General features: G+C 55.1%; 16 protein-coding genes. 15 read left to right on the top strand and 1 reads right to left on the bottom strand.

What is annotated here, in order from left to right; all coding sequences use genetic code 11:
- Positions 1 to 55: 55 nt before the first annotated feature.
- Complete coding sequence (locus VFX97_10340; protein HEX5703585.1) at positions 56 to 994, bottom strand: protein phosphatase 2C domain-containing protein; 939 nt, start codon at positions 992 to 994, stop codon at positions 56 to 58.
- Positions 995 to 1,503: 509 nt separating this feature from the next.
- Here VFX97_10340 and VFX97_10335 point away from each other — a divergent pair.
- From VFX97_10335 to VFX97_10265, 15 genes are all read left to right on the top strand, one after another.
- Positions 1,504 to 2,034 carry a DUF4136 domain-containing protein gene (locus VFX97_10335; protein HEX5703584.1) on the top strand — a complete coding sequence of 177 codons (531 nt, stop codon included), beginning with the start codon at positions 1,504 to 1,506 and terminating at the stop codon, positions 2,032 to 2,034.
- Positions 2,035 to 2,162: 128 nt separating this feature from the next.
- Entirely contained in the window at positions 2,163 to 2,858 is a 696-nt protein-coding gene (locus tag VFX97_10330) for a DUF2490 domain-containing protein (GenBank protein HEX5703583.1), read from the top strand.
- Positions 2,859 to 2,996: 138 nt separating this feature from the next.
- Complete coding sequence (locus VFX97_10325; protein ID HEX5703582.1) at positions 2,997 to 3,914, top strand: transporter; 918 nt, start codon at positions 2,997 to 2,999, stop codon at positions 3,912 to 3,914.
- Between the two features lie 16 nt (positions 3,915 to 3,930).
- The gene (locus tag VFX97_10320; protein HEX5703581.1) at positions 3,931 to 4,527 is read left to right on the top strand and encodes a hypothetical protein; all 597 of its coding nucleotides are present in this window, start codon (positions 3,931 to 3,933) and stop codon (positions 4,525 to 4,527) included.
- 68 nt (positions 4,528 to 4,595) lie between these two features.
- Positions 4,596 to 5,804 (top strand): DUF3300 domain-containing protein, encoded by a 1,209-nt coding sequence (locus VFX97_10315; protein HEX5703580.1) that lies wholly within the window; start codon positions 4,596 to 4,598, stop codon positions 5,802 to 5,804.
- Between the two features lie 26 nt (positions 5,805 to 5,830).
- Positions 5,831 to 6,793 (top strand): DUF2950 domain-containing protein, encoded by a 963-nt coding sequence (locus VFX97_10310; protein ID HEX5703579.1) that lies wholly within the window; start codon positions 5,831 to 5,833, stop codon positions 6,791 to 6,793.
- A 143-nt stretch (positions 6,794 to 6,936) separates the two neighbouring features.
- Positions 6,937 to 9,390, top strand: a complete 2,454-nt coding sequence (locus VFX97_10305) for an arylsulfatase (protein HEX5703578.1) — start codon at positions 6,937 to 6,939, stop codon at positions 9,388 to 9,390.
- A gap of 237 nt (positions 9,391 to 9,627) precedes the next feature.
- A complete protein-coding gene (locus VFX97_10300; protein ID HEX5703577.1) occupies positions 9,628 to 10,020 on the top strand; it encodes a hypothetical protein in 393 nt (130 codons plus the stop codon).
- A 355-nt stretch (positions 10,021 to 10,375) separates the two neighbouring features.
- Complete coding sequence (locus tag VFX97_10295) at positions 10,376 to 11,533, top strand: formylglycine-generating enzyme family protein (GenBank protein HEX5703576.1); 1,158 nt, start codon at positions 10,376 to 10,378, stop codon at positions 11,531 to 11,533.
- A 48-nt stretch (positions 11,534 to 11,581) separates the two neighbouring features.
- Positions 11,582 to 12,310, top strand: coding sequence for a hypothetical protein (locus VFX97_10290; protein ID HEX5703575.1), 729 nt, complete (start codon positions 11,582 to 11,584; stop codon positions 12,308 to 12,310).
- A 51-nt stretch (positions 12,311 to 12,361) separates the two neighbouring features.
- A complete protein-coding gene (locus VFX97_10285; protein ID HEX5703574.1) occupies positions 12,362 to 13,156 on the top strand; it encodes a DUF4239 domain-containing protein in 795 nt (264 codons plus the stop codon).
- Positions 13,157 to 13,225: 69 nt separating this feature from the next.
- Positions 13,226 to 14,413, top strand: a complete 1,188-nt coding sequence (locus VFX97_10280; GenBank protein HEX5703573.1) for a hypothetical protein — start codon at positions 13,226 to 13,228, stop codon at positions 14,411 to 14,413.
- A 163-nt stretch (positions 14,414 to 14,576) separates the two neighbouring features.
- Complete coding sequence (locus tag VFX97_10275; GenBank protein ID HEX5703572.1) at positions 14,577 to 15,578, top strand: hypothetical protein; 1,002 nt, start codon at positions 14,577 to 14,579, stop codon at positions 15,576 to 15,578.
- A 313-nt stretch (positions 15,579 to 15,891) separates the two neighbouring features.
- Positions 15,892 to 16,830 (top strand): BamA/TamA family outer membrane protein, encoded by a 939-nt coding sequence (locus VFX97_10270; protein ID HEX5703571.1) that lies wholly within the window; start codon positions 15,892 to 15,894, stop codon positions 16,828 to 16,830.
- 237 nt (positions 16,831 to 17,067) lie between these two features.
- A complete protein-coding gene (locus VFX97_10265) occupies positions 17,068 to 20,205 on the top strand; it encodes a carboxypeptidase regulatory-like domain-containing protein (GenBank protein HEX5703570.1) in 3,138 nt (1,045 codons plus the stop codon).
- The last annotated feature ends 280 nt before the right edge of the window (positions 20,206 to 20,485 follow it).

Raw genomic sequence — 20,485 nt, 5'->3', positions numbered from 1 at the left:
ATAAATGAGTTTGGAATTGAATCGCGACTTGTTTCGAGCATGACTTCCGCAGGTATTACCTTGAAGCGGGAAACCGGTACCGTGCCAAAACCACAGTGATGTTGTCAGAGCCACCGGCCGCGAGCGCCTGGTCAATCAAGCTTTGGCACGCCGCGTTGGATGAGTCCGCATCGTTCAGAATCTTAGCTATCGTTTCGTCCCGCACCATTCCAGTAAGACCGTCTGTACATAAAAGAATTTGATCGCCGTGTGAAAGATGAAACCGCTGCACTTGCGGATCGGCCTGGTCGCCGGTAGCGAGGGCTGCGGTAAGGACGTGACGCATGGCCTGCGTGGCGGTGTCTTCGGCTCGCGCTATGCCCGCATCGATCAATTCCTGCGCCAGCGTGTTGTCGCGGGTCAGTTGGTGGAGTCGTTTGTTTCGGAACAGGTATGCGCGCGAATCGCCGAGATGTCCGACAAATAGCTCCGCTCCCAGGCTCGCCACCACTGTCAAGGTAGTACCCATTCCGAGAAGTGATGGATCGCCCTCGGCCTGGACGCGCATCGCTGAGTCGATTATGCGGAAGCGCTCAGTCATGCGCTGCATGACGCGGTCGGCGTTCTCGCGTTTCTGCATTCGCATCACCCAATCGGGCGTCTCGGTCGCCAGCTCGATGAGTTTGACCAGCGCCATGCTGCTGGCAACTTCGCCGGCCGCATACCCGCCCATTCCGTCCGCCACCAGCATGCCGTAGGCGACTTCATCAAAACGTTCCGGAAGCGATCCGCCGATTAAGTTCGTCATCATCGTCTTCAGCGATCGCTCGATCCGCACGCAGAGATAGTGATCCTCATTGTTTGTTCGGACATGTCCCGTATGCGTCATGCCGGCGACGTCCACCTCTACCTTTGCCGAGGCCGGATCAAGCGGCAATGCAAGATGGGGCATTGCGCCGGGCGCTAACGTGTCGACTGTGTCGTCGTCATCCTCAATGTCTCTATTTGGATTCATAGAATCGCGCGTATCGCCCTGTTAATCCGACACCCGCGGATCTCTCAGAAGGACTGCATGCTATGGGAATTGCGATGAGGACGAATACTGTCAAAACATACAGGTAAGGATGCCCAACAAAGTCTGAATACTGGACCCTGGGGTGACGTCAACCAGCTGCGAAGCAGCGGACGTAGTTAAGCCCAAGGCGAGGCTTGGCGAGCCTTGGGTTTTGATTCATTAGTCGACGAGCCGCGAAGCGGCGACAGAAGGTTCATGACCAGGGCCCGCCGATTAACAATGATCGCTGTCGCCCCTTCGGGGCTTGCCCACCTCGGGGGTCGTTGACCCAAGGCTCGCAGACTCGCCTTGGGCTTAACTATCAGCGCTGCTTCGCAGCTGGTTCGGCCCCCGAGCAGTTTCTAACCTGTCAAAGTTAACAGTAGCGACCCCGACGTTAGCGGCAATACACTCCAGGATGAAGACGAGTTAGCAGCAGCGGCATTGCAGCTTCAGATCGAGAGGGAAAAATGAGAAGAGCAATAATCTGTTTGGTGTTTCTTCTGTTCGCTTATCCGGTCTGGGGCCAGAGCGTTAAGGTCCAGCTCGACAAAGCAGTCGACTTCTCACAGTACAAAACTTATTTCTGGGTAAAGGGAATGCCGGCTCGAAATCCGCTCATTGATCAGATGATCATTGACGCCGTCGATCAGCAAATGGCGGCGAGAGGACTCACCAAGGTTGAGGCCGGAGGCGATCTGCAGGTCATGTATGCGGCCGCGGTGGATCTTGATCTGCAACTGAGCGGCATCTCCTTCAGCCGGGTCACTTACGCTACGGGCGCAGTTTATCGCCCACCCCCGCCCATGAATGTGAATAAAGGCACGCTGGTGGTGGATCTTAAAGATCATAAGACGGAGAGATACGTCTGGCGTGCGATCGCCAAGAAAACGCTGAGTCATGGCCCGACCGGGGACGCGGCCGCAGATGCGAAGAGTGTTGAGAGCGTAGTGAAAAAGTCCGTCGAAAAAATGTTCAGTAAGTATCCCGTCAAAAAATGACCTCTTGAGGAAAAGCTCAATTGGGGAACCCTTGCGCGCCCACAAATGAACCCGGATAAACCGGTGCGGCCCTGTTTCCGAAGGATCAGCTGTTACCAAAGTCCGGGTTAGTCACCAGAGGCAATGAGATGAAGCCGAGGATAGTGCAGATTCTTTGCCTGGTAATGTTCTTGGTATTGCCGGTCACGGCGACCTACGCGCAAGACGCCGCAGAATTCCAATTCTGGCCAGAAGTCGATGTCTTTATCCCACTCCGTCCAAAGATCAAGCTGTTCCTATTGGGCACTGTCACTAAGGCTGAAGAGACCAGAGATAATCTTGAAGGGCAGGTCGGCATTCACCTTGATTACACAGTCAACCGGAAATTCATGCTGCGCGGAGGATATCGGTACGGCTTTGCTTTAAGCGAAGGCGACCCTTTCAAAGAGCACCGCATCGTCCTGGAACAAACGCTGCGACATCCTCTACCTCTGGACGTGTTGTTGACTGACAGAAATCGGGAAGATTTCCGTTGGGTCAATGGGCAGTTTTCCGCTCGGTATCGTAATCGCGTCACGGTTGAGAGAGAGTTTGAAGTTCTTGGGCGTCAGCTGACGCCTTACTCCTCGGCGGAGGTCTACTACGACACCCGGTTTGACACGTGGAATCGAAATCGTCTCACGGTTGGACTCCAGGTCCCTTTCAAGAAGGGCTTTCCCCTTATCAAGCTGGCCGATCCCAAACGCCATGTGGTGCTGGATCTCTTCTTCACCCGTCAGAACGACTCACGCTCGCAGCCGAGTCGAATAAAAGCCTTCGGCGCGGCCTTGAGTATCTACTTCTGATTTCGTGCCGGGCAGATTCCCCAGACATTCCCCTTCAGAAATTCCGTTGAGCGCCTGTTAAAACTGACAGTTACCCGCCCGTCGGCACGCCGATACACTTCAAGCCATTAGATGGGAACCCCTTAGAGGAGAAGTCGAATGAAATGTCGAGCCGCCTTGGGTTGTCTTTTATTGCTGGTCATCATTTCGCTGCCGGCCATGGCCCAGGAGCGTGGCCAATATATTCCTGGAACCGCTGGACTCAACTCGGGCATGCAGACGCCCGAAGGAATCACCTACGCGAATCTATTCACATGGTATCCATCAACGAAATTTAAAGATCAGAATGGGAACACGTCACCACTCGTTTTTGATCTCGACCTGCTGGTTGATGTGAATCTGCTCGCCTACACGACCAAAGCGAAATTTCTTGGTGCTAACTATGGCATGGCTGTCGCCGTGCCGATTGTAAATACGCCGGTGTCCCTTCCTCGTCTCGGTGCGGGGGCCAGTCCTACGGGCATAGCCGACCTTTACGTTGAGCCGATCAATCTCGGGTGGAAACTGAAGAAGGCCGACGTCAAATTGGCCTATGGATTCGTGGCGCCCACGGGGAAATTTGACGAGACCGGGAATGACACGACCACCACGGACTACTGGGGCCATCAGATAACGTTTGCTACCACCGCTTATCTGGATAAATCCAAGCTCACGCAATTTTCTTTCAGCACCAACTGGGAGTTTCACCAGAAGAAGCGTCACGAAGATCTGAAAGTTGGCAACAACATGACGCTTGAAGCCGGCGTCGGCAAAATCTTTGTTCAGAACCAGGGGAAACAACTCGTGCAGTTTGGCGTCGTTGGATATGCCGAATTCCAACTGACGAATGATTCAGGAACGGCTGTTCCCGCGCTCACGGCCGGCAACAAGGATCGCGTGTTCGCGATCGGCCCGGAGCTGGGAGTAATCCTGCCGACCAAAAAGCTCAACTTCCTGGTGCGAGTTCTTCCCGAGTTTGGCGCCCGCAATCGCACGCAGGGTGTCACCGTAGTGGTTGGAGTTGGCAAGAGTTTTTAGAAAGGGACAAAAGCATATGACGAAAAGATTAATCGGTTTGCTGTTCGCAATCTGCTGCGTCAGTGTCGCCGCATTTTCACAGACGAACGAGCAATCAAAACCCAAGCCCAAACCAAAGCCCAAGACTGAACATTTCAGCGCGGTGGCCAGTCTACCCCGAGCTGCCGCCGCGACGGCTTGGGTAGATATCTGGATTAACCGTTACACGAGCGATGCCACGACCAAGCGACTGGCGGGTGTTCTCGTCGAGGGCGGGCAGGACGCACTGGTGAAGGATCTCGAAAAGGCGAAGGACATCGGCCACGCATCGCTGAGCCGGCGCGTCGGGTTTTTTGACCTGAAACTGATCCGCTCCCGTAAAACTCCGACCGGCCGCCAAATCATCGCTGTCTCGGATCGTCCGATTGGCTTTTTAGAAGCCTACGGCGGAAGCAGGTCCACGGATTACAAACTCGGAATTGTAGTGCTCGATCTCGTGAGGAATAAGAAAGGGAAAGAAGTCGGCGAGGGCATTCTGCTCTACGCCTCTCAGGTGAAGATTGAGAACGGCAAGCTCGAGATTGAGTATCTCGGAATGGATCCGATCAAACTGAGAAACGTGCGCAGGAATTAGTCCGTAGGGGCAGCGCGACTGGGCCGGGACAGTATTTTTGCCACAGACCAGAGGGAGATTCTTTGAGTATGAAAAAGACAATCATGTTTTGCTTGCTCTCGTGCCTGATCGCCAATTTGACGGTGGCCACGCAAGCTGCCACTCGACGGAGCACCGCGGGAAACATACCGGCTGCCATCCTTCCTGAAGGGCTCTCCGCCGAGCAGATGGACAACCTGCTGGCGCCGATTGCGCTTTACCCGGATCCATTGTTGGCGCAGATGTTTCCCGCTTCGACCTTCGTCGATCAAGTCGAACAGGCCGCGCGCTGGTTGCGCGGCAACAATAACAACACCGCGGGTGTCGATAACCAGGCATGGGATGTCTCGGTCAGGTCGATCGCGCACTACCCGCAAGCGGTCTACATGATGAGCGACAAGCTCGATTGGACGACGGCTTTGGGCCAGGCTTACGTCAATCAGTCGGCGGACGTGTTGAAGTCTGTCCAGCGACTTCGGTCACTAGCGAAGAAGGCGGGTTTTCTGGCCACTACGCCACAGCAAACTGTGATTGTGGAGCAGGAAGTAATCAAGATTGTGCCGGCTAATCCCCAGCTAATCTATGTACCGACTTACAACCCGCAGGTCGTCTACGTTCAGCAGCAGCCGTCAGGTCCCTCCACCGGGACGGTGATTGCTACTGCGGCAATTTCGTTTGGCGTTGGACTGGCGATCGGTGCCTGGCTTAACAACGACTGCAACTGGCATACACACACAGTCTTCTACCACGGTTGGCACGGAGTTGGCTGGATCAGTACCAGCTCACGTTACGTTCACGTCAACAGCGTGTACGTCAATCGCAGTTACTCGACCATCCACGTCAACCGAAATGTGGTCCATCACAATGTCAATTACAACAACATCAACCACTACAACAACGTGCACCGCAACGTTAACTACAACAACGTGAACGTGAACAACGTCAATCGGAACAACGTGAATGTGAACAATGTGAACGTGAACAACGTGAACCGCAACAACGTCAACACGAACAACGTGAACCGCAATAGCGTCTCGAGCAAGAACATCAATGCCAACGACGCGCGCGTCAACTCAATGCGCGGGCATACGAATACAGGAACTACAAATCGAACCGCGACGCAGCAGCCGCGATCCTCGGCCTTTGGTGGGTTCCGCAGCGGCGGGCAGACCAGAGCCGCGAGTCAACGTGGACAAGCCAGCCGCGCCAGCGCGCAACAGACTCGTTCGTTCAGTGGTGGTGGGAGGCGGCGAAATTAATTTATCAGTACGAAAGAGAACTAATCATGAAAACCCGCAGCAGTAACAAACATTATTTCGCCGGGCGCAGCTTGCACCTGGTTGCATTGATTGTCTTAACCCTCAGCGCGGCGGTCGTCGCATCGGCGCAGGCTCAACAGCAACTCTTCTCGAGTCCCGAAGAAGCTACTCGAGCGCTGGTGGCTGCTTCCCAGGCCAGGGACCGGGCCTCGCTGGCGCGGATCTTTGGCCCACGAATCAAGGAGCTCCTCTCCGGTGACCCGGTCTCAGACGCTAATGATCTTTCAGACTTGTCCGCCTTTATCTCTGAAGGCACGAAGCTCGAAAAGGAAAGTGATCAGAAAGTCACGCTGATAGTCGGCAATGACAAGTGGCCGTTTCCCATACCCATCATCAAGGCCGGCAATCAGTGGCGTTTCGACATTGAGAACGGCGTGGAGGAAGTTCACAACCGCCGCATCGGTGGCAATGAAATCGATGCCTCGCTTGTCTGCCGCGCGTATGTCTTGGCCCAGGACGATTATTTCGGCAATGGCGATTGGGATGGGGACCAGGTGTCGGAGTACGCAGTGAAGCTACTCAGCTCGGCCGGCAAAAAGGATGGCCTGTACTGGGAAGTTGTTGGTGATGAAGAACCGAGTCCTCTGGGTCCGCTCGTAGCGCTGGCGGCGAACGAAGGCTACACCCGCAAAAAAGGATCGGGAACGCAAACTGCCGCTCCGTTTCACGGTTACCACTTCAAGATTCTTACGCGCCAGGGACCGAGCGCGCCCGGTGGCGCCTACAACTACATCATCAACGGCAACATGATTGGCGGGTTTGCCCTCGTTGCTTATCCGGCCATGTGGGGTAATTCGGGCGTGATGACTTTTGTCGTGAATCAGGAGGGCCGCGTCTATGAAAAGGATCTCGGCGCGCGAACCGCGGAGATTGCCGGCTCGATGACTGAATACAATCCGGATTCAACCTGGAAGTTAGTTCGTGACTAGTCGGTTAACGAGACGCCGTTTGAGAACAAGCGAGCTGTCAGTTTTGACAGTTCACCAGAGGTGGTTTTCCGCCAAGAATGTAAAACGCTTAATCATCGGACCAGTGCCGCGAATGCGATCGCGGAATCACGAGGAGAAAAATCATGGATAGATTTAGAGCTTTCGTAACTCAACTGCTTGCAGTCGCGCTTCTGGCAGCTCCGTTGGCAGTCGTTCCTGTCTCGGCGCAGCAGCCTCAACCAGCGAAGGTCCTTTACCCGACTGACCGCACCATACTTCCGATTCCGCACCCCATGATCCCAAAGCTGACGACGCAGGACGTACGCGAAGCTCAGACGCCGGCAAGGTTTCAGGTTAAGGCGCCTGACGGTGCGCCGAATGTGCTCATCGTACTGATCGACGACATGGGATTCGGAATGTCAGACGCTTTTGGGGGACCGGTCCGCATGCCGACCGCGACGCGGCTGGCGGCAACCGGCCTTAAATATAACCAGTTTCATACCACGGCACTTTGCTCTCCGACTCGTGCGGCGCTGATGTCGGGACGAAACCATCATGTGGTCAACTTCGGTGCGATCGCCGAAACCGCGACCGCGTTTCCGGGAAACACCGGCAGCCGGCCGGATGACGTGGCTTACCTGGCAGAGATGGTCAGGCTTAATGGCTACAGCACGGCGCAATTTGGAAAAAACCACGAAACCGCGGCTTGGGAAGTCAGCCCCTCCGGCCCGACGGACCGCTGGCCCACCCGAGCCGGCTTTGACAAGTTTTACGGCTTCATGGGTGGTGAGACGAATCAATGGGCGCCATTCATTTACGATGGAATGACACCGGTAGAGATCTCGAAGGAAACTGATTACCACTTCTCAACCGACATGACCAATAAAGCGATCGAGTGGATGCAGGGCATAAAATCGCTGACACCCGACAAGCCGTTTTATATGTACTACGCTCCGGGTGCCACCCACGCACCGCACCATGTACCGAAGGAATGGATCGAAAAGTACAAGGGTAAGTTTGACGGCGGTTGGGACAAACTGCGCGAGGAAACGCTCGCACGCCAGATCAAGCTCGGCGTGGTGCCGGCAGGAACAAAGCTTGCTCCAAAACCCCCGGCTATCAAGGATTGGGACACGCTTTCAGCTGACGAAAAGAAATTGTTCGCACGCCAGATGGAGGTCTTTGCGGCCTTTGGTGAGCATATAGACAGCGAGGTCGGTCGTCTGGTTGACGCGATCGGCGCTACAGGTCAGCTCGATAACACGCTTATCTTTTACATCCTCGGTGACAACGGGACGAGTGCCGAGGGCGGCATGAACGGCCTCTATAACGAAATGACTTATTTTAATGGAGTACCTGAGACCGTGCCCGACATGCTCAAGAATATCGATACTTGGGGCGATCCCACCACCTACCCGCACATGGCCGCTGGTTGGGCCGTAGCAGGTAACACCCCGTTCCAATGGACTAAACAGGTTGCGTCGAACTACGGTGGCACGCGAAACGGCATGATCGTTCACTGGCCCAAGGGCATCAAGGCAAAGAATGAGGTCCGCACGCAGTGGCACCACGTTATCGATGTCGCCCCGACGATCCTCGAAGCAGCAAGACTGCCCGAACCGAAGAGCGTCAATGGCACCGTGCAGATCCCGATGGACGGCGTAAGCATGATGTACAGCTTTGATAATGCTAAGTCGCCCGACCGGCACAAGACGCAGTACTTTGAGATATTTGGGAACCGGGCCATTTATAAGGACGGTTGGTATGCAGCAACCATCCATCGGGCTCCGTGGGAAGGTACTCCTCGCCGTCCCATGAAAGACGATATCTGGGAACTTTATGACATGCGAAATGATTTCAGCTTGGCGAATGATCTTGCCAAGCAAAACCCGGCGAAATTGAAGGAGATGCAGGCGGCCTTCCTGGTAGAAGCCGAGAAGAACCGCGTGCTCCCCATAGACGATCGGGGAATTGAACGACTGATCCCCAATGTCGCAGGACGGCCGGATCTAATGAACGGCCGCCAAAGTCTGACCGTGTACGAAGGCATGCACGGAATGTCGGAGAACGTCTTTATCAACGCTAAGAATATGTCGCACAACATCACGGCTGAGGTTGAGAGCCCCGGCGGCGCTGCCGTCAACGGAGCGATACTGGCCCAGGCCGGGCGCTTTGGCGGGTGGAGTCTGTACGTAAAGGACGGCAAGCCGTCATATACCTATAACTACCTCGGGCTGCATGAGTACACGGTTTCTTCGACCCAGGCCTTGCCTGCCGGAAAGGTAACGATCCGTTTCGAGTTTGCGTATGACGGCGGCGGGCGTGGTAAAGGTGGTGTAGGCAAGATCTTTGTCAATGGGCAAGAGGTTGCCTCGGGACGCATCGACAATACCCAGGCGAATATGTTTTCGGCGGACGAAGGGACCGACGTCGGCCTGGATGAAGGTACCGCGGTTACGAAGGCCTACGAGATACCCTTCAAGTTCACCGGCAAGATCCACAAGGTAACCGTCGAGTTGAAACCGGCGGCGGCCGATGCTGCGGAAGCGGAGAAAGCTCGTCGTCAAACTGCCATCCGAATGGCCGGGGCCAATTAGTTAAAAGTGTGCGTGACTGGTCGTCCGTGCGCTTTGGATCGGCTGTGACCCTTGATGGTTACAGCCGATTCTTTTTTTGGGCGGGACCAGCTGCTCCGTAGCTCGTTGAATGTTTACGTCTAATTGTGACCAGCCCCTGTCACAACTGACAGTTACCGGCCAATTCACTCGCAGATACTCTTCGGTCATGGTTTACGCGAGGAGGGGGAACGGCGAGTCGATCCCACTTAGATCTCCATGAAACTTCTACTCATGATCGCGGCAGTGGTAGAAGCGGGTGCCGGCCTCACCTTGCTTCTCATGCCTGGCCTCGCGACGTCGGTGTTACTCGGCGCGCCGCTGGAGACAGATCCCGGTTTGGTCGCAGCGCGGATTGCCGGTGCGGCGCTTCTTTCGCTTGCCATTGCCTGTTGGCAAGCAAGAAACGGCGAACGGGGGAGCCCCGCCAGTGGAGTGGTCCAGGCGATGCTGTTTTATAACTTTGCCGCCGCGCTGGTGCTCGTGTATGCCGGCACTCGTTTGGAGCAGCGCAGTGCATTGCTCTGGCCGGCGATCCTTTTACATCTTGGTCTCGGCATATGGTGCGCTTCGAATATCTGGTTTACGCGCCGAAAATTATCCAGCCTCTGAAGTTATCATCGGTCAGTAATAACCGGTTCGATTTCCTCTGTGCCACCTTTGTGATTCTCTGTGTCTCAGTGGTGGGTTTACCGGGGGAACACTCACCATAGAGGCACAAAGATTCACCAAGAAACGCACCGAGGCCTTTCAGCTATCTTCCCTCTCGCGCCTGTCAAAACTGACAGTTACTGTCCAATTCCGCCGCCGATACACTCCTAACCTGGTTCACGCTAAGGGCGGTAGCGATGAGTTGGGCAGTCACGCCCGTTCGGACCTTCTCTAACCACGGCTTACTTTCAGAAAACGAGAGGCTGACATGACAACCATGACAAGGGCGATAAGATTTCAAGGAAATAAGCGCGCGATGAACGGTCGAACGGTGCTCCTCCTTGCCATCGCACTGGCAGTCGTTGCCTTACTGGCATGGCTGCTGCTCCGCTCGCCGGCACAGAAGGTTGGTGTGAGCTCAGCCACAAAGAGCCGTGCAGTCACTCCCAACGCCCAACCCAATTTTGCCGCAACGATCACGAATCCGGTTTCGGCGCCCAGCGCGCCACCGGAAGGAATGGTCTACATCCCCGGCGGTGAGTTCTCGATGGGCTCGCTTGACCCGGTCGCGACGGAAATGTACTGCGGGGGTGACGAGCCGATGAATGACGCGCGGCCGATTCATCGTGTTTCGGTCGATGCGTTTTTCATGGACGAAACCGAAGTTACCAATGAAGAGTTTGAACGGTTCACGAAAGCGACTGGCTACGTGACCGTGGCGGAGCGCAAGCCCACCCGCGAAGAGTTTCCCGATGCGCCCGAGGAAAACCTGGTGGCCGGCTCGGTTGTCTTTTCGCCTGCGCCGCGGCCGGTTGTTTCACTCCATGATCATTACCAGTGGTGGAGCTATGTCGCGGGTGCTAACTGGCGCCATCCGGATGGGCCACAAAGCGATCTGAAAGGCCGCGAGAAATCTCCGGTCGTACACATCGCTTATGAAGATGCAGAGGCCTACGCGAAGTGGGCCGGGAAGCGTTTGCCCACAGAAGCTGAATTTGAGTTTGCCGCACGCGGTGGACTCAGCGGAAAGACCTATGCCTGGGGAGATGACTTAAAGCCAAATGGCAAATGGCCGGCAAACATTTATCAGGGCAAGTTTCCGGTGAAGGGCGCCGACAAAGGCGAGGATGGTTTTAAGGGCATTGCCCCGGTCGCGCGGTTTCAGGCCAACGGTTACGGATTATTTGATGTGGGCGGGAACGTATGGGAGTGGACCAGCGATTGGTATCGCGCCGACTACTATTCAACTCTGGCCCAACAAGGCGGTGTCGCGCGCAACCCTCAGGGCCCATCCAGCAGCCATGACCCCAGCGAACCAAATGTGCCTAAGCGGGTGCACCGCGGCGGTTCGTTCCTTTGCACAGACGAGTATTGCACTCGCTATATGGTGGGCACGCGGGGCAAAGGCGAAGTGCGCTCGGCCAGCAATCATCTTGGCTTCCGTTGCGTGAAGGATGCGCCGAAGCAAGGTTAGAAGACCGAACCTAACGCAAAAAAAGCGATCGATTTGGAGATCAGGAACATGTGGAACCACAGAAAAAATCTCATGACAAGGGCGGCGCTGTTTCTCGCGGTGTTTGTAATCACCGCCGTCGCCTTCGGCCAAGCGTCTGAACAAGAGCAGCGCGTGGCCACACTAAAGCAGGCGGTGCAGCAGAGCATGGCGGGCCTGCGTAAATACGAATGGATAGAGACGACCACGGTCAGCCTTAAAGGCGAAGTGAAGTCTCAGAAGCAGAACCGCTGTTATTACGGAGCCGACGGCCAGATCCAAAAAGTGACCATTGGCGAAGCTGCACCGGCGCAAGAGCAGTCGTCTGGTAGAAGACGTGGCCGAATAAAGAGTCGCATCGTCGCGAAAAAGACAGGTGAGATGACGGATTACATGAAACAGGCCGCCAGTCTCGTCCATCAATATGTGCCACCGGATCCCGCGTTGATCGCCTATTCAAAAAACGCCAAGAAGGTTGCCGTCGAGCCCGTCGAGCCAAACCGGGTTTTCCGCGTGAGCTTCCACGATTTCATAAAGACAGGCGATCTGCTTTCGGCGACCCTGAATATTCAATCGAACACGATCCTGGGGATCAACGTGGCGACATGGCTCGAATCTCAAAAAGACGCGATTACGCTCGAGGTCGGCTTTAGCCAACTGCCTGACGGAACCAGTTATTCAAGCCGAACGGTCCTCAATTCAAAGGCGAAACAAATCACGGTCGTCGTTGAGAACAGCGGTCACCGCGCGCTCAATTAATCGCGTGCACGCGTGGCCAGCGAGGGCGCCCGCGCTCTCAAAATACATACCGTGTTTGAGACTCTCTTCGATATTCCGCTTTGGATCGCCGGCACGGTGATCATCGCAACCCTGTGCCTGTTCGCAGTGGGCGGATCGCTGTTGGTTCGCCGTCTTGTGCTTCCGAGACTGCGCGTTGATGCGGGAGACTCGGAATTCACCGGTGCCATGTTGCAGTCGGTGATGGTGTTCTATGGCCTGGCGGTGGCTTTGATCGCTGTGACCGTATTCCAAACCTATTCCGACACGCAGAAGGTCGTTACCGGGGAGGCCACCGCACTGAATGCGCTTTACCGCGATGTGACCAGCTATCCCGACCCGAGCCGCACAGAACTACAGAAGGGACTTCGCGATTACAACCGGTATGTAATTGACGAAGCCTGGCCGTTGCAGCAACAAGGAAAAGTTCCGGGCGGTGGGATCGAACACATGACCCGCTTTCAGGTAGCGTTGACAAAATTCGAACCGGCCACCGAAGGCCAGAAGCTTTTGCACGGCGAAACTCTGCGCGCCTACAACACCCTGATCCAGGCGCGCCGCATGCGCCTCGATGCGGTGAGCACCGGGTTGCCGAAGGTCATGTGGGCGGTAGTCATCGTCGGTGCCTTCATCAGCTTGAGCGCTTGCTTCTTTTTCAAAGTCGAAGATGCGCGGTTGCACATACTCGAGGTGCTGTTGCTGGCGATCTTCATCGGGCTGGTGATTTTCATGATCCTTTCCCTCGACCGCCCGTTTCGCGGCGATCTTGGAATTGGGGCGGATCCGTACACGCTAGTCTACGACCAGCTTATGAAAAGTATTCCGTGAAGGCGTTGAAAAAGGACACAAATCTGAACTGTGGCTAGAACTGATTAGAAGCCAGATGAAGCGCTACGCATGGCCAAGCCCGAAATCTTAGTCGAATCTCCGGACTTCTCCCTGGTGCTCGGCGGTCCGCTGTTCCAATTGTACCGACGGGCAGGTCTATCGGGAGCTGAACTGGAGCGGACGCGCCGACGCGCCGTGGTGGTTGCGTTAGCTGCCTGGCTGCCGCTGTTATTGTTGGCTCTCGTTGGCGGGCATGCCTTTGGGGGCACAATTAAGGTTCCCTTCCTTTACGACATTGAAGCACACGTTCGTTTTCTGATCGCATTACCCATTCTAATCGCTGCCGAGCTGCTCGTTCATTCACGCCTTCGGCCGGTGGTGACGATGTTTGTAGATCGAAGGATTGTCGTTCGCGAAGACATCCCGAGATTCCACGCCGCCATCGCGGCGGCTATGCGGCCACGCAACTCGCGGATTGTCGAAGTTGGCCTTTTGATCCTGGTCTACACAGTTGGACTATGGGTATGGCGGGCGCAGATCGCCACCGGAATAGGAAGCTGGTACGCAACGTCCGATGGCTCGCAGTGGCAACTGACACTTGCTGGGTATTGGTATGCGTTTGTGAGCATCCCGCTATTCCAATTCATTCTGTTGCGTTGGTATTGGCGGTTCTTCATCTGGTTTCAGTTTCTTTGGCGAGTTTCAAAGCTGAAACTTCGACTAATTGCCACACATCCGGATCGCGCTGCGGGTCTCGGCTTTCTCGGCTCCAGCACCTACGCTTTTGCGCCGATCCTCTTTGCCCAGGGCGCCCTGCTAGCCGGCCTGATTGCCAGTCGAGTCTGGTTCGAGGGACAAGACCTCATGGCCTTCAAGATCGAAGCCGGGGGTTTGGTGGCCTTCTTTACACTCTTGGTTCTGAGCCCCCTCCTCGTGTTCACACCGCATCTGTCACGCGCCAAACGCAATGGCTTGCGTGACTACGGCCGGCTGACTAGCCGTTATGTTCAGAAGTTTCAAGAGAAGTGGATAGACGGAGGCGCGTCCCGCGAGGAACTTCTGGGCAGCGGAGACATTCAATCTCTCACCGACCTCGGAAACAGTTTTGCGGTCGTTCAAGAAACGCGATTTGTGCCGTTTGGACTTAAGGATGCGGTAAGGCTCGCCGCCGCCACCGTCGCGCCGCTTCTGCCACTAACGTTAACGGTCATTTCCCTGGAGGAACTGATTCGCCGGCTGATCAAGATTCTCGTCTAACGAAGATCGAGCTGGTTTTAATAGACCTGCCTCTTTGCACGGCATAACTCCCTTAAAGCCGCATTCCAACCTGTAAGAAATGACAGTTATCGCGGGCTTTCCACCTCTATACACTCTGATCTTAGCCGGGTTTATGAGTCCAAAGATTCTTTGAAGGAGCAGAATGTCACCCAATCCACATAAAGCGAGCGCAGCAATCATCATACTGATGACGGCCTGTGCTATCAGTGTTTCCGCTCAAACACCTGGGGCGGTCAATAGTCTTACCTCAAAGCCCGAACTGATACGCGAGACGAAAGAAACAGCCGGCGAAACGAAAACTGTTTCCGCGAAAGGCACCACTGGATCGGAGGTGGCGAAGGTCCGTCCTCGTGATGAAGATTCAGCGTCGCTTAGGGCTGACGCCAACTCGACTGTGACAACCGGAGTTGCAGTTAAGGGGAGAGGACCGGCCGTCACCACCACTACGACAAGCCCGCAACCAGCGTCGTCAGACAACTGGGAGTTTCAAGTTAGTCCGTACTTCTGGCTCGCCAGTCTTCACGGTACCGGTGGAGTCGGCAATCGCACCGCCCAGGTTGATATGAGCTTCGGCGATATCTTTGGTGCTTTGAAGTTCGCTTTGATGGGCACGTTTGAAGCGCGCAAGGGCAAGTTCGTGCTGCTTACCGACCTGGAATACGTAACTATCGAGGACAATAAAGCCACTCCGGGTCCGCTGTTTTCTAATGTCAACGCGAGGTTCAGTACTCTCATTTTTGATCCGGAGGTGGGTTACCGCGTGTTTGCCAACCCGGAAAAAGGGCAGTTTGTGGACGTGTTGGGTGGCATTCGCGTGTGGCATGTAAACACCGATCTCGATTTCGGTGCTGGCATCCTGCCGGCTACACAAGTGCAGGGCAGCCGGAACTGGGTCGATGGGATTGCCGGGCTCCGCGGCAGGGCCGCTCTGTCGCCGAAGGTCTTCGTTACCGGCAAGTTTGATCTCGGTGGTGGTGGGTCAGACTTTACCTGGCAACTCTTTGCCGGCGGTGGCTACAACGTCAACCCGAAAGTTGCCTTGATATTTGGCTACCGCGTCCTCGACGTAAAGTACAACAAGAATAATTTCATCTACGACATGAACCAGCGTGGACCAATCATGGGATTGGGATTCAAGTTCTAGATTTATGCTCGATGCAAGAACAACAGGTCGCGCGATTAGATTGTCATTCACCCTGACACTGGTTTTGACTCTCGCTGTTAGTGTCCGGGCCCAGACTGTGACGTCTGCAAACGCGCAAGAGAACATCAAAGCCAGGCCGACGGAGCCGACATCATCCAATTCCCTTGTTCAAACAACAGCTAAAAAAACACCAAAGGCTTCGGCCTCATCCGCGCAAGACCCCACAACCGCGCAACCTAAAAAGCCCAAACGCGGACAGTTGATCATCGCGCCCATTCCTATTTCGAGTCCGGCGATCGGAGCAGGCTTGGTCTTGGCAATTGGTTACGTCTTCAAGCTTAACCAGGAAGATAAACTGTCGCCGCCTTTTACGGTGGGAGTCGTGGGCGCTTTCACGAACAGCGGCACCCGCGGAGGCGGCCTGGGCGGACGGCTGTATTTCAGCGAGAACAAGTATCAAACGACGTTCGCGATCGCGAAGGGGCGCGTCAATTTTGACTTCTATGGTGTCGGGCGTCGTCCGGGAGGGGAGGCCGTCAAGGTTGCCATCCAGGGGGGAGGCACGGTTTTCTTCGGCGAATTCATGCGCAACGTCGGGAAGAATATTTTTGTCGGACCTCGTTATCAGCACCGCAAGATCTATACCCGGCTTGATGGGCCACAAACCCCGGGCGGTTTCGAAATTCCTCCGATCGATTTGCAGGCGACCACGGTAGCGCTGGGCTTTCACATTCAGCGCGACAAACGAGACAGCACTTTCTATCCGACGAAGGGTTCGTTGTTTGAAGCGACCGGCGACTTCTTTGATGAGTCGTGGGGTAGCAAACGGCAATACCAAAACTATAAGGTCGAGTACAACGTTTACCGCGCAGTCGGTAGTAAGCAAGTCCTGGCTTACCGGGGAATGATCTGCTCAGCGAACCAGAGTGTGCCCTTTTACGATCTGTGTATGTTTGGCGTGAATAGCGACCTGCGCGGATACACGGGCGGCGAGTTCCAGAATCGACGCATGTTTGCCACTCAGGCGGAATACCGGCGCGAGCTGAAGGGCAGGTTTGGGGTGGTCGCGTTTGGTGGAATTGGCGGGATTGCAAACAGGTGGAACGCGTTTCGCAGTGACGAACTATTGCCGGCGGCGGGAGCAGGTTTGCGGTTCAAACTCGACAAAAAGAACCACATCAACTACCGCATCGACTTCGCTGTAGGTAGAGCCGGTCGCACTTTGTCGATTGGAATCGGCGAGGCGTTTTAGCGGCATGCGGCGCAGCTTCGGGTTCCCCCAAACTTTAGACTTCCATTGCCTACCCTTCTTGAGTAAGATCCTCCGTAACTTGAAGCCGTGATCACTATCATCCGCATCCTGTAAGCCATTATCAGCTTCGAACAAGGAAGCTCCACGAGGGATCTGTAGACGTCCTCGAAAGTTCAAGAGAGTAGTTTCACCTACTCGGGTTTTAGCCTGACGCGACAAGAAATAGCAGTACCGAATATGAGCCGGACATTCTGTTCCCCCGATTTTCTTTCGCCGATCCTTCGTGAAGGGCGGCTCTTCATCTCCGCATCGTCTCTGTTAATTGGCCTGATGCCGTTTGTCTTCGTATCTCAAGTGGGCGCGTCGTCGCGCCTGCGCTTCCAATCCACTGCAGTCTTGCAAGGAAGAGTTCTCGACCAGAATGGCGCCGTGGTCCCTCGCGCACAAATCTCAGCACAGAATAAGGCAACCGGATTCGCACGAACCGGAGAGACTGACAGCGATGGCCATTATCAGATAGCGGCGCTGCCGGTTGGCAACTACCGCCTGGAAGTTAAAGCCTCAGGTTTTAGAACAGAGCTAGTTGAGCACGTAAGTATCGAAGTCGCGCGCATCGTCGTTCAGGACTTTCGTTTGGAAATTGGCAGTATTACCAAGACTATTAATGTCGCGTCTGATACGCCGCTTGTTGAGACCGCCACCGTTTCAGTCGGGCAGGTAATCGATCAACGCTCAGTCCAGGAGCTGCCGCTAAACGGTCGCCATTTTATAGATTTAGGCTTGCTTGTGCCGGGCTCGGTCACGCCGCCTCAGAATGGCAACCTCGCGCTACCGGCGCGCGGTCAGGGATCGTTTGCTTTGAACACAGCCGGCAATCGTGAAGAGACGGTCAACTATCAGATCAACGGCATCAACTTGAATGATCAGATCAATAACATCATCAGTTTCCTGCCGCCAATAAGTAGTCTTCAGGAATTCAAGGTCGACAACTCGACGTTCAGCGCTGAATACGGACGCAACTCAGGCGCGATCGTCAATATCGCCACTCGCGGCGGAACAAACCAATTCCATGGTGAGCTGCTGGAATATTTTCGAAATGATGCGCTCGACGCGCGAAACTTTTTTAATTTTACTTCAAGCCGGCCGCCGCCATTCAAACGAAATCAGTTTGGCGCTTCAATCGGTGGTCCCATCCTGTTCCCCCGCTTCGGGGAAGGCGGGTCGCCATTTAGCTATAACGGGACGAACCGGACTTTCTTTTTCTTTTCTTATGAGGGATTACGACAAAGGCAGAGCGTTGACGTAAACACTCTTGTGCTGAGCGACGCTCAACGCGCATCAGTTACCGACCCGGTGATCAAGAAATTGGTTGACCTAATTCCGCGAGCGAACTTTACAGACGCGTCCGGCGCGGTCCGCTTTGTCGGCTCGGCGCCAGTGGCAGTCGTCGTTGATCAGTGGGCGCTGGACGTCAATCATAATTTCAACAACAGCGACCAGCTACACGGCTACTACGCGGTGCAGCGCGACGAGCGTAGCGAACCAACCGCGCTGGGAAACACTATTCCGGGATTCGGCGACGTCCGGCACGGCTTTCGCCAGATATTCACGCTGAATTATACGCACATATTCACGCCCAATATGGTCAACGAAGCGCGGTTCGGCTTTAACCGTGTTTCATTTACGGCCGTGGCGGGAGCACAGCTAAATCCGGCCGACTTTGGTATTCGCAACGGCATCAACCAGGTCGGTGCGCTACCTCAGATCAACGTCGCGGGCGGACTCAATTTTGGCGGACCGACTCAGATTCCGACCGGGCGTGGTGACACCAGCTTTGTTGCTTCAGATACGCTCAGCCAATTGCGCGGCCGGCACTCACTCAAGTTCGGCGGCGAGTTTCGACGGTTTTACAATAACAATAATACGCTCGATTCAGGCGTGTTTCAGTTTCCCTCGGTCGCTGCATTCGTCGCCGGAAATGCCAACTCGTTCTCTATTACACTCGGCAACCGGTCAGGCAGCATCGCACAGGGGGCCCTTGATTTCTTCGCGCTGGACAGCTTCAAGTGGCGGCGAAATCTAACTCTTGAACTCGGCCTCCGTTACGAGTGGAACATGAGTCCAAACGAACGCTTCAACCGTTTCTACGTCTTTGATCCAACGCGGGTCGCATTGGTTAATGTCGGTCGTGATATCGATCAGGTCTACAAAACAAATGCCCAGAACCTTCAGCCCCGGGTTGGCGTGGCCTGGGATCCATTCGGAGACGGCAAGACATCCGTTCGCGTTGCCTACGCGATCATGACTGAGCAGCCTACGGTCCAGGCTGTTTCAAACGCAGTCGCCAACCCTCCAAATGCGACGCCGCTCAGTTTCACGGGAACGGTTCGGCTCAACAACGCGATCGACCTGGCGCGCGCTTCCGGCATTTCACTTGTAAGCGTTGATCACAACTATAAGAACACTTACGTGCAATCCTGGAACCTGAACATCCAACGCGAAATCATTCCCCGTCTGGCGGTGATGGTGGGCTACTTCGGTTCGAAGGGCACGCACTTGCGCATCTCGCGCAACCTCAATCAGCCGACCAGTGGCGTTCGACCCTATCCATTCTTGTCCGCCTCGAGTCCAGTCCTGCCAGGCGCGAGCCTGGGCAACATTACCCAGATTGAGGGCACCGGCAACTCCAGTTACAACGCGCTCTGGACCACAGTCAGCCGCCGCTTCTCATCTGGCCTGCAATTCAGTGCTTCTTACACCTTGTCCAAGTCAATCGATTACAACTCAATAAACGCACCGCCGACGGTTATCACGGTGCAGAACAGTTATGACCTGCGAAATGATCGCGGGCTGTCGGATTTCGATGCTCGTCATCGTCTTGTCGTAAGCGGAATTTACGAGCTGCCGTTCAAGGGGAATCGCCTCAAGGAAGGCTGGCAATTTTCGGTGATCCTTCAAGCGCAGACTGGGAATCCGGTTAACATCATTACCACGAACACCGCAGTCAACGGCGTGGCAAACACACTCCGTCCGGACGTCAGGGGGCCCGTTGAAAATGTTGGCCGAGTCGATCGCTGGTTGGATACCAGTGCGTTCACGGCGGTTCCCCGTTTTGGAAGTCTCGGGCGCAACGTCATCATCGGTCCCGGCTTTAGTAACGTCGACTTCTCAATACTCAAGAACATCAAGCTCGACGAAAAGATGCGTCTGCAATTCCGCGCAGAAGTCTTCGACCTGCTTAATCACGCTAGTTTCGGACAGCCTGGCCGGGTAGTCGGCAGCGCGACCTTCGGGCAGATTTCCAATACTCGTTTTCCCACTGGCGATTCGGGTTCATCGCGCCAGTTGCAGTTTGCTTTGAAATTCCTGTTCTAGTGCAACGGTGTCGGAACGCCGCGAAACTCAAAAACCTTTGCAAACGACGCTCAAAAGAATTGGTCAACTGAATTTCCGGCCGTTGGTGAGTAAAAAGCTGCTGGTTGTTCTGGGCTGCTCCCTGCTACTTCTCCTTCGTCCTTCCGTTGCTCTCGGTGACGAGCCGAATAAGAACGTTCTGGTGTTCTATTCAGACGGGCTTACTGGACCTCCCGCGGTGCTTGTCAATAACGCTATCCGCTCAACTCTCAAAGAGGGTTCGACGTCTCCGATCCAAATT

It is taken from the genome of Pyrinomonadaceae bacterium, from assembly GCA_036277115.1.
Taxonomy (GTDB): Bacteria; Acidobacteriota; Blastocatellia; order Pyrinomonadales; family Pyrinomonadaceae; genus UBA11740.
The sequence above is the reverse complement of the archived record's forward strand: the minus strand, read 5'-3'. Positions and strand labels throughout refer to the sequence as shown.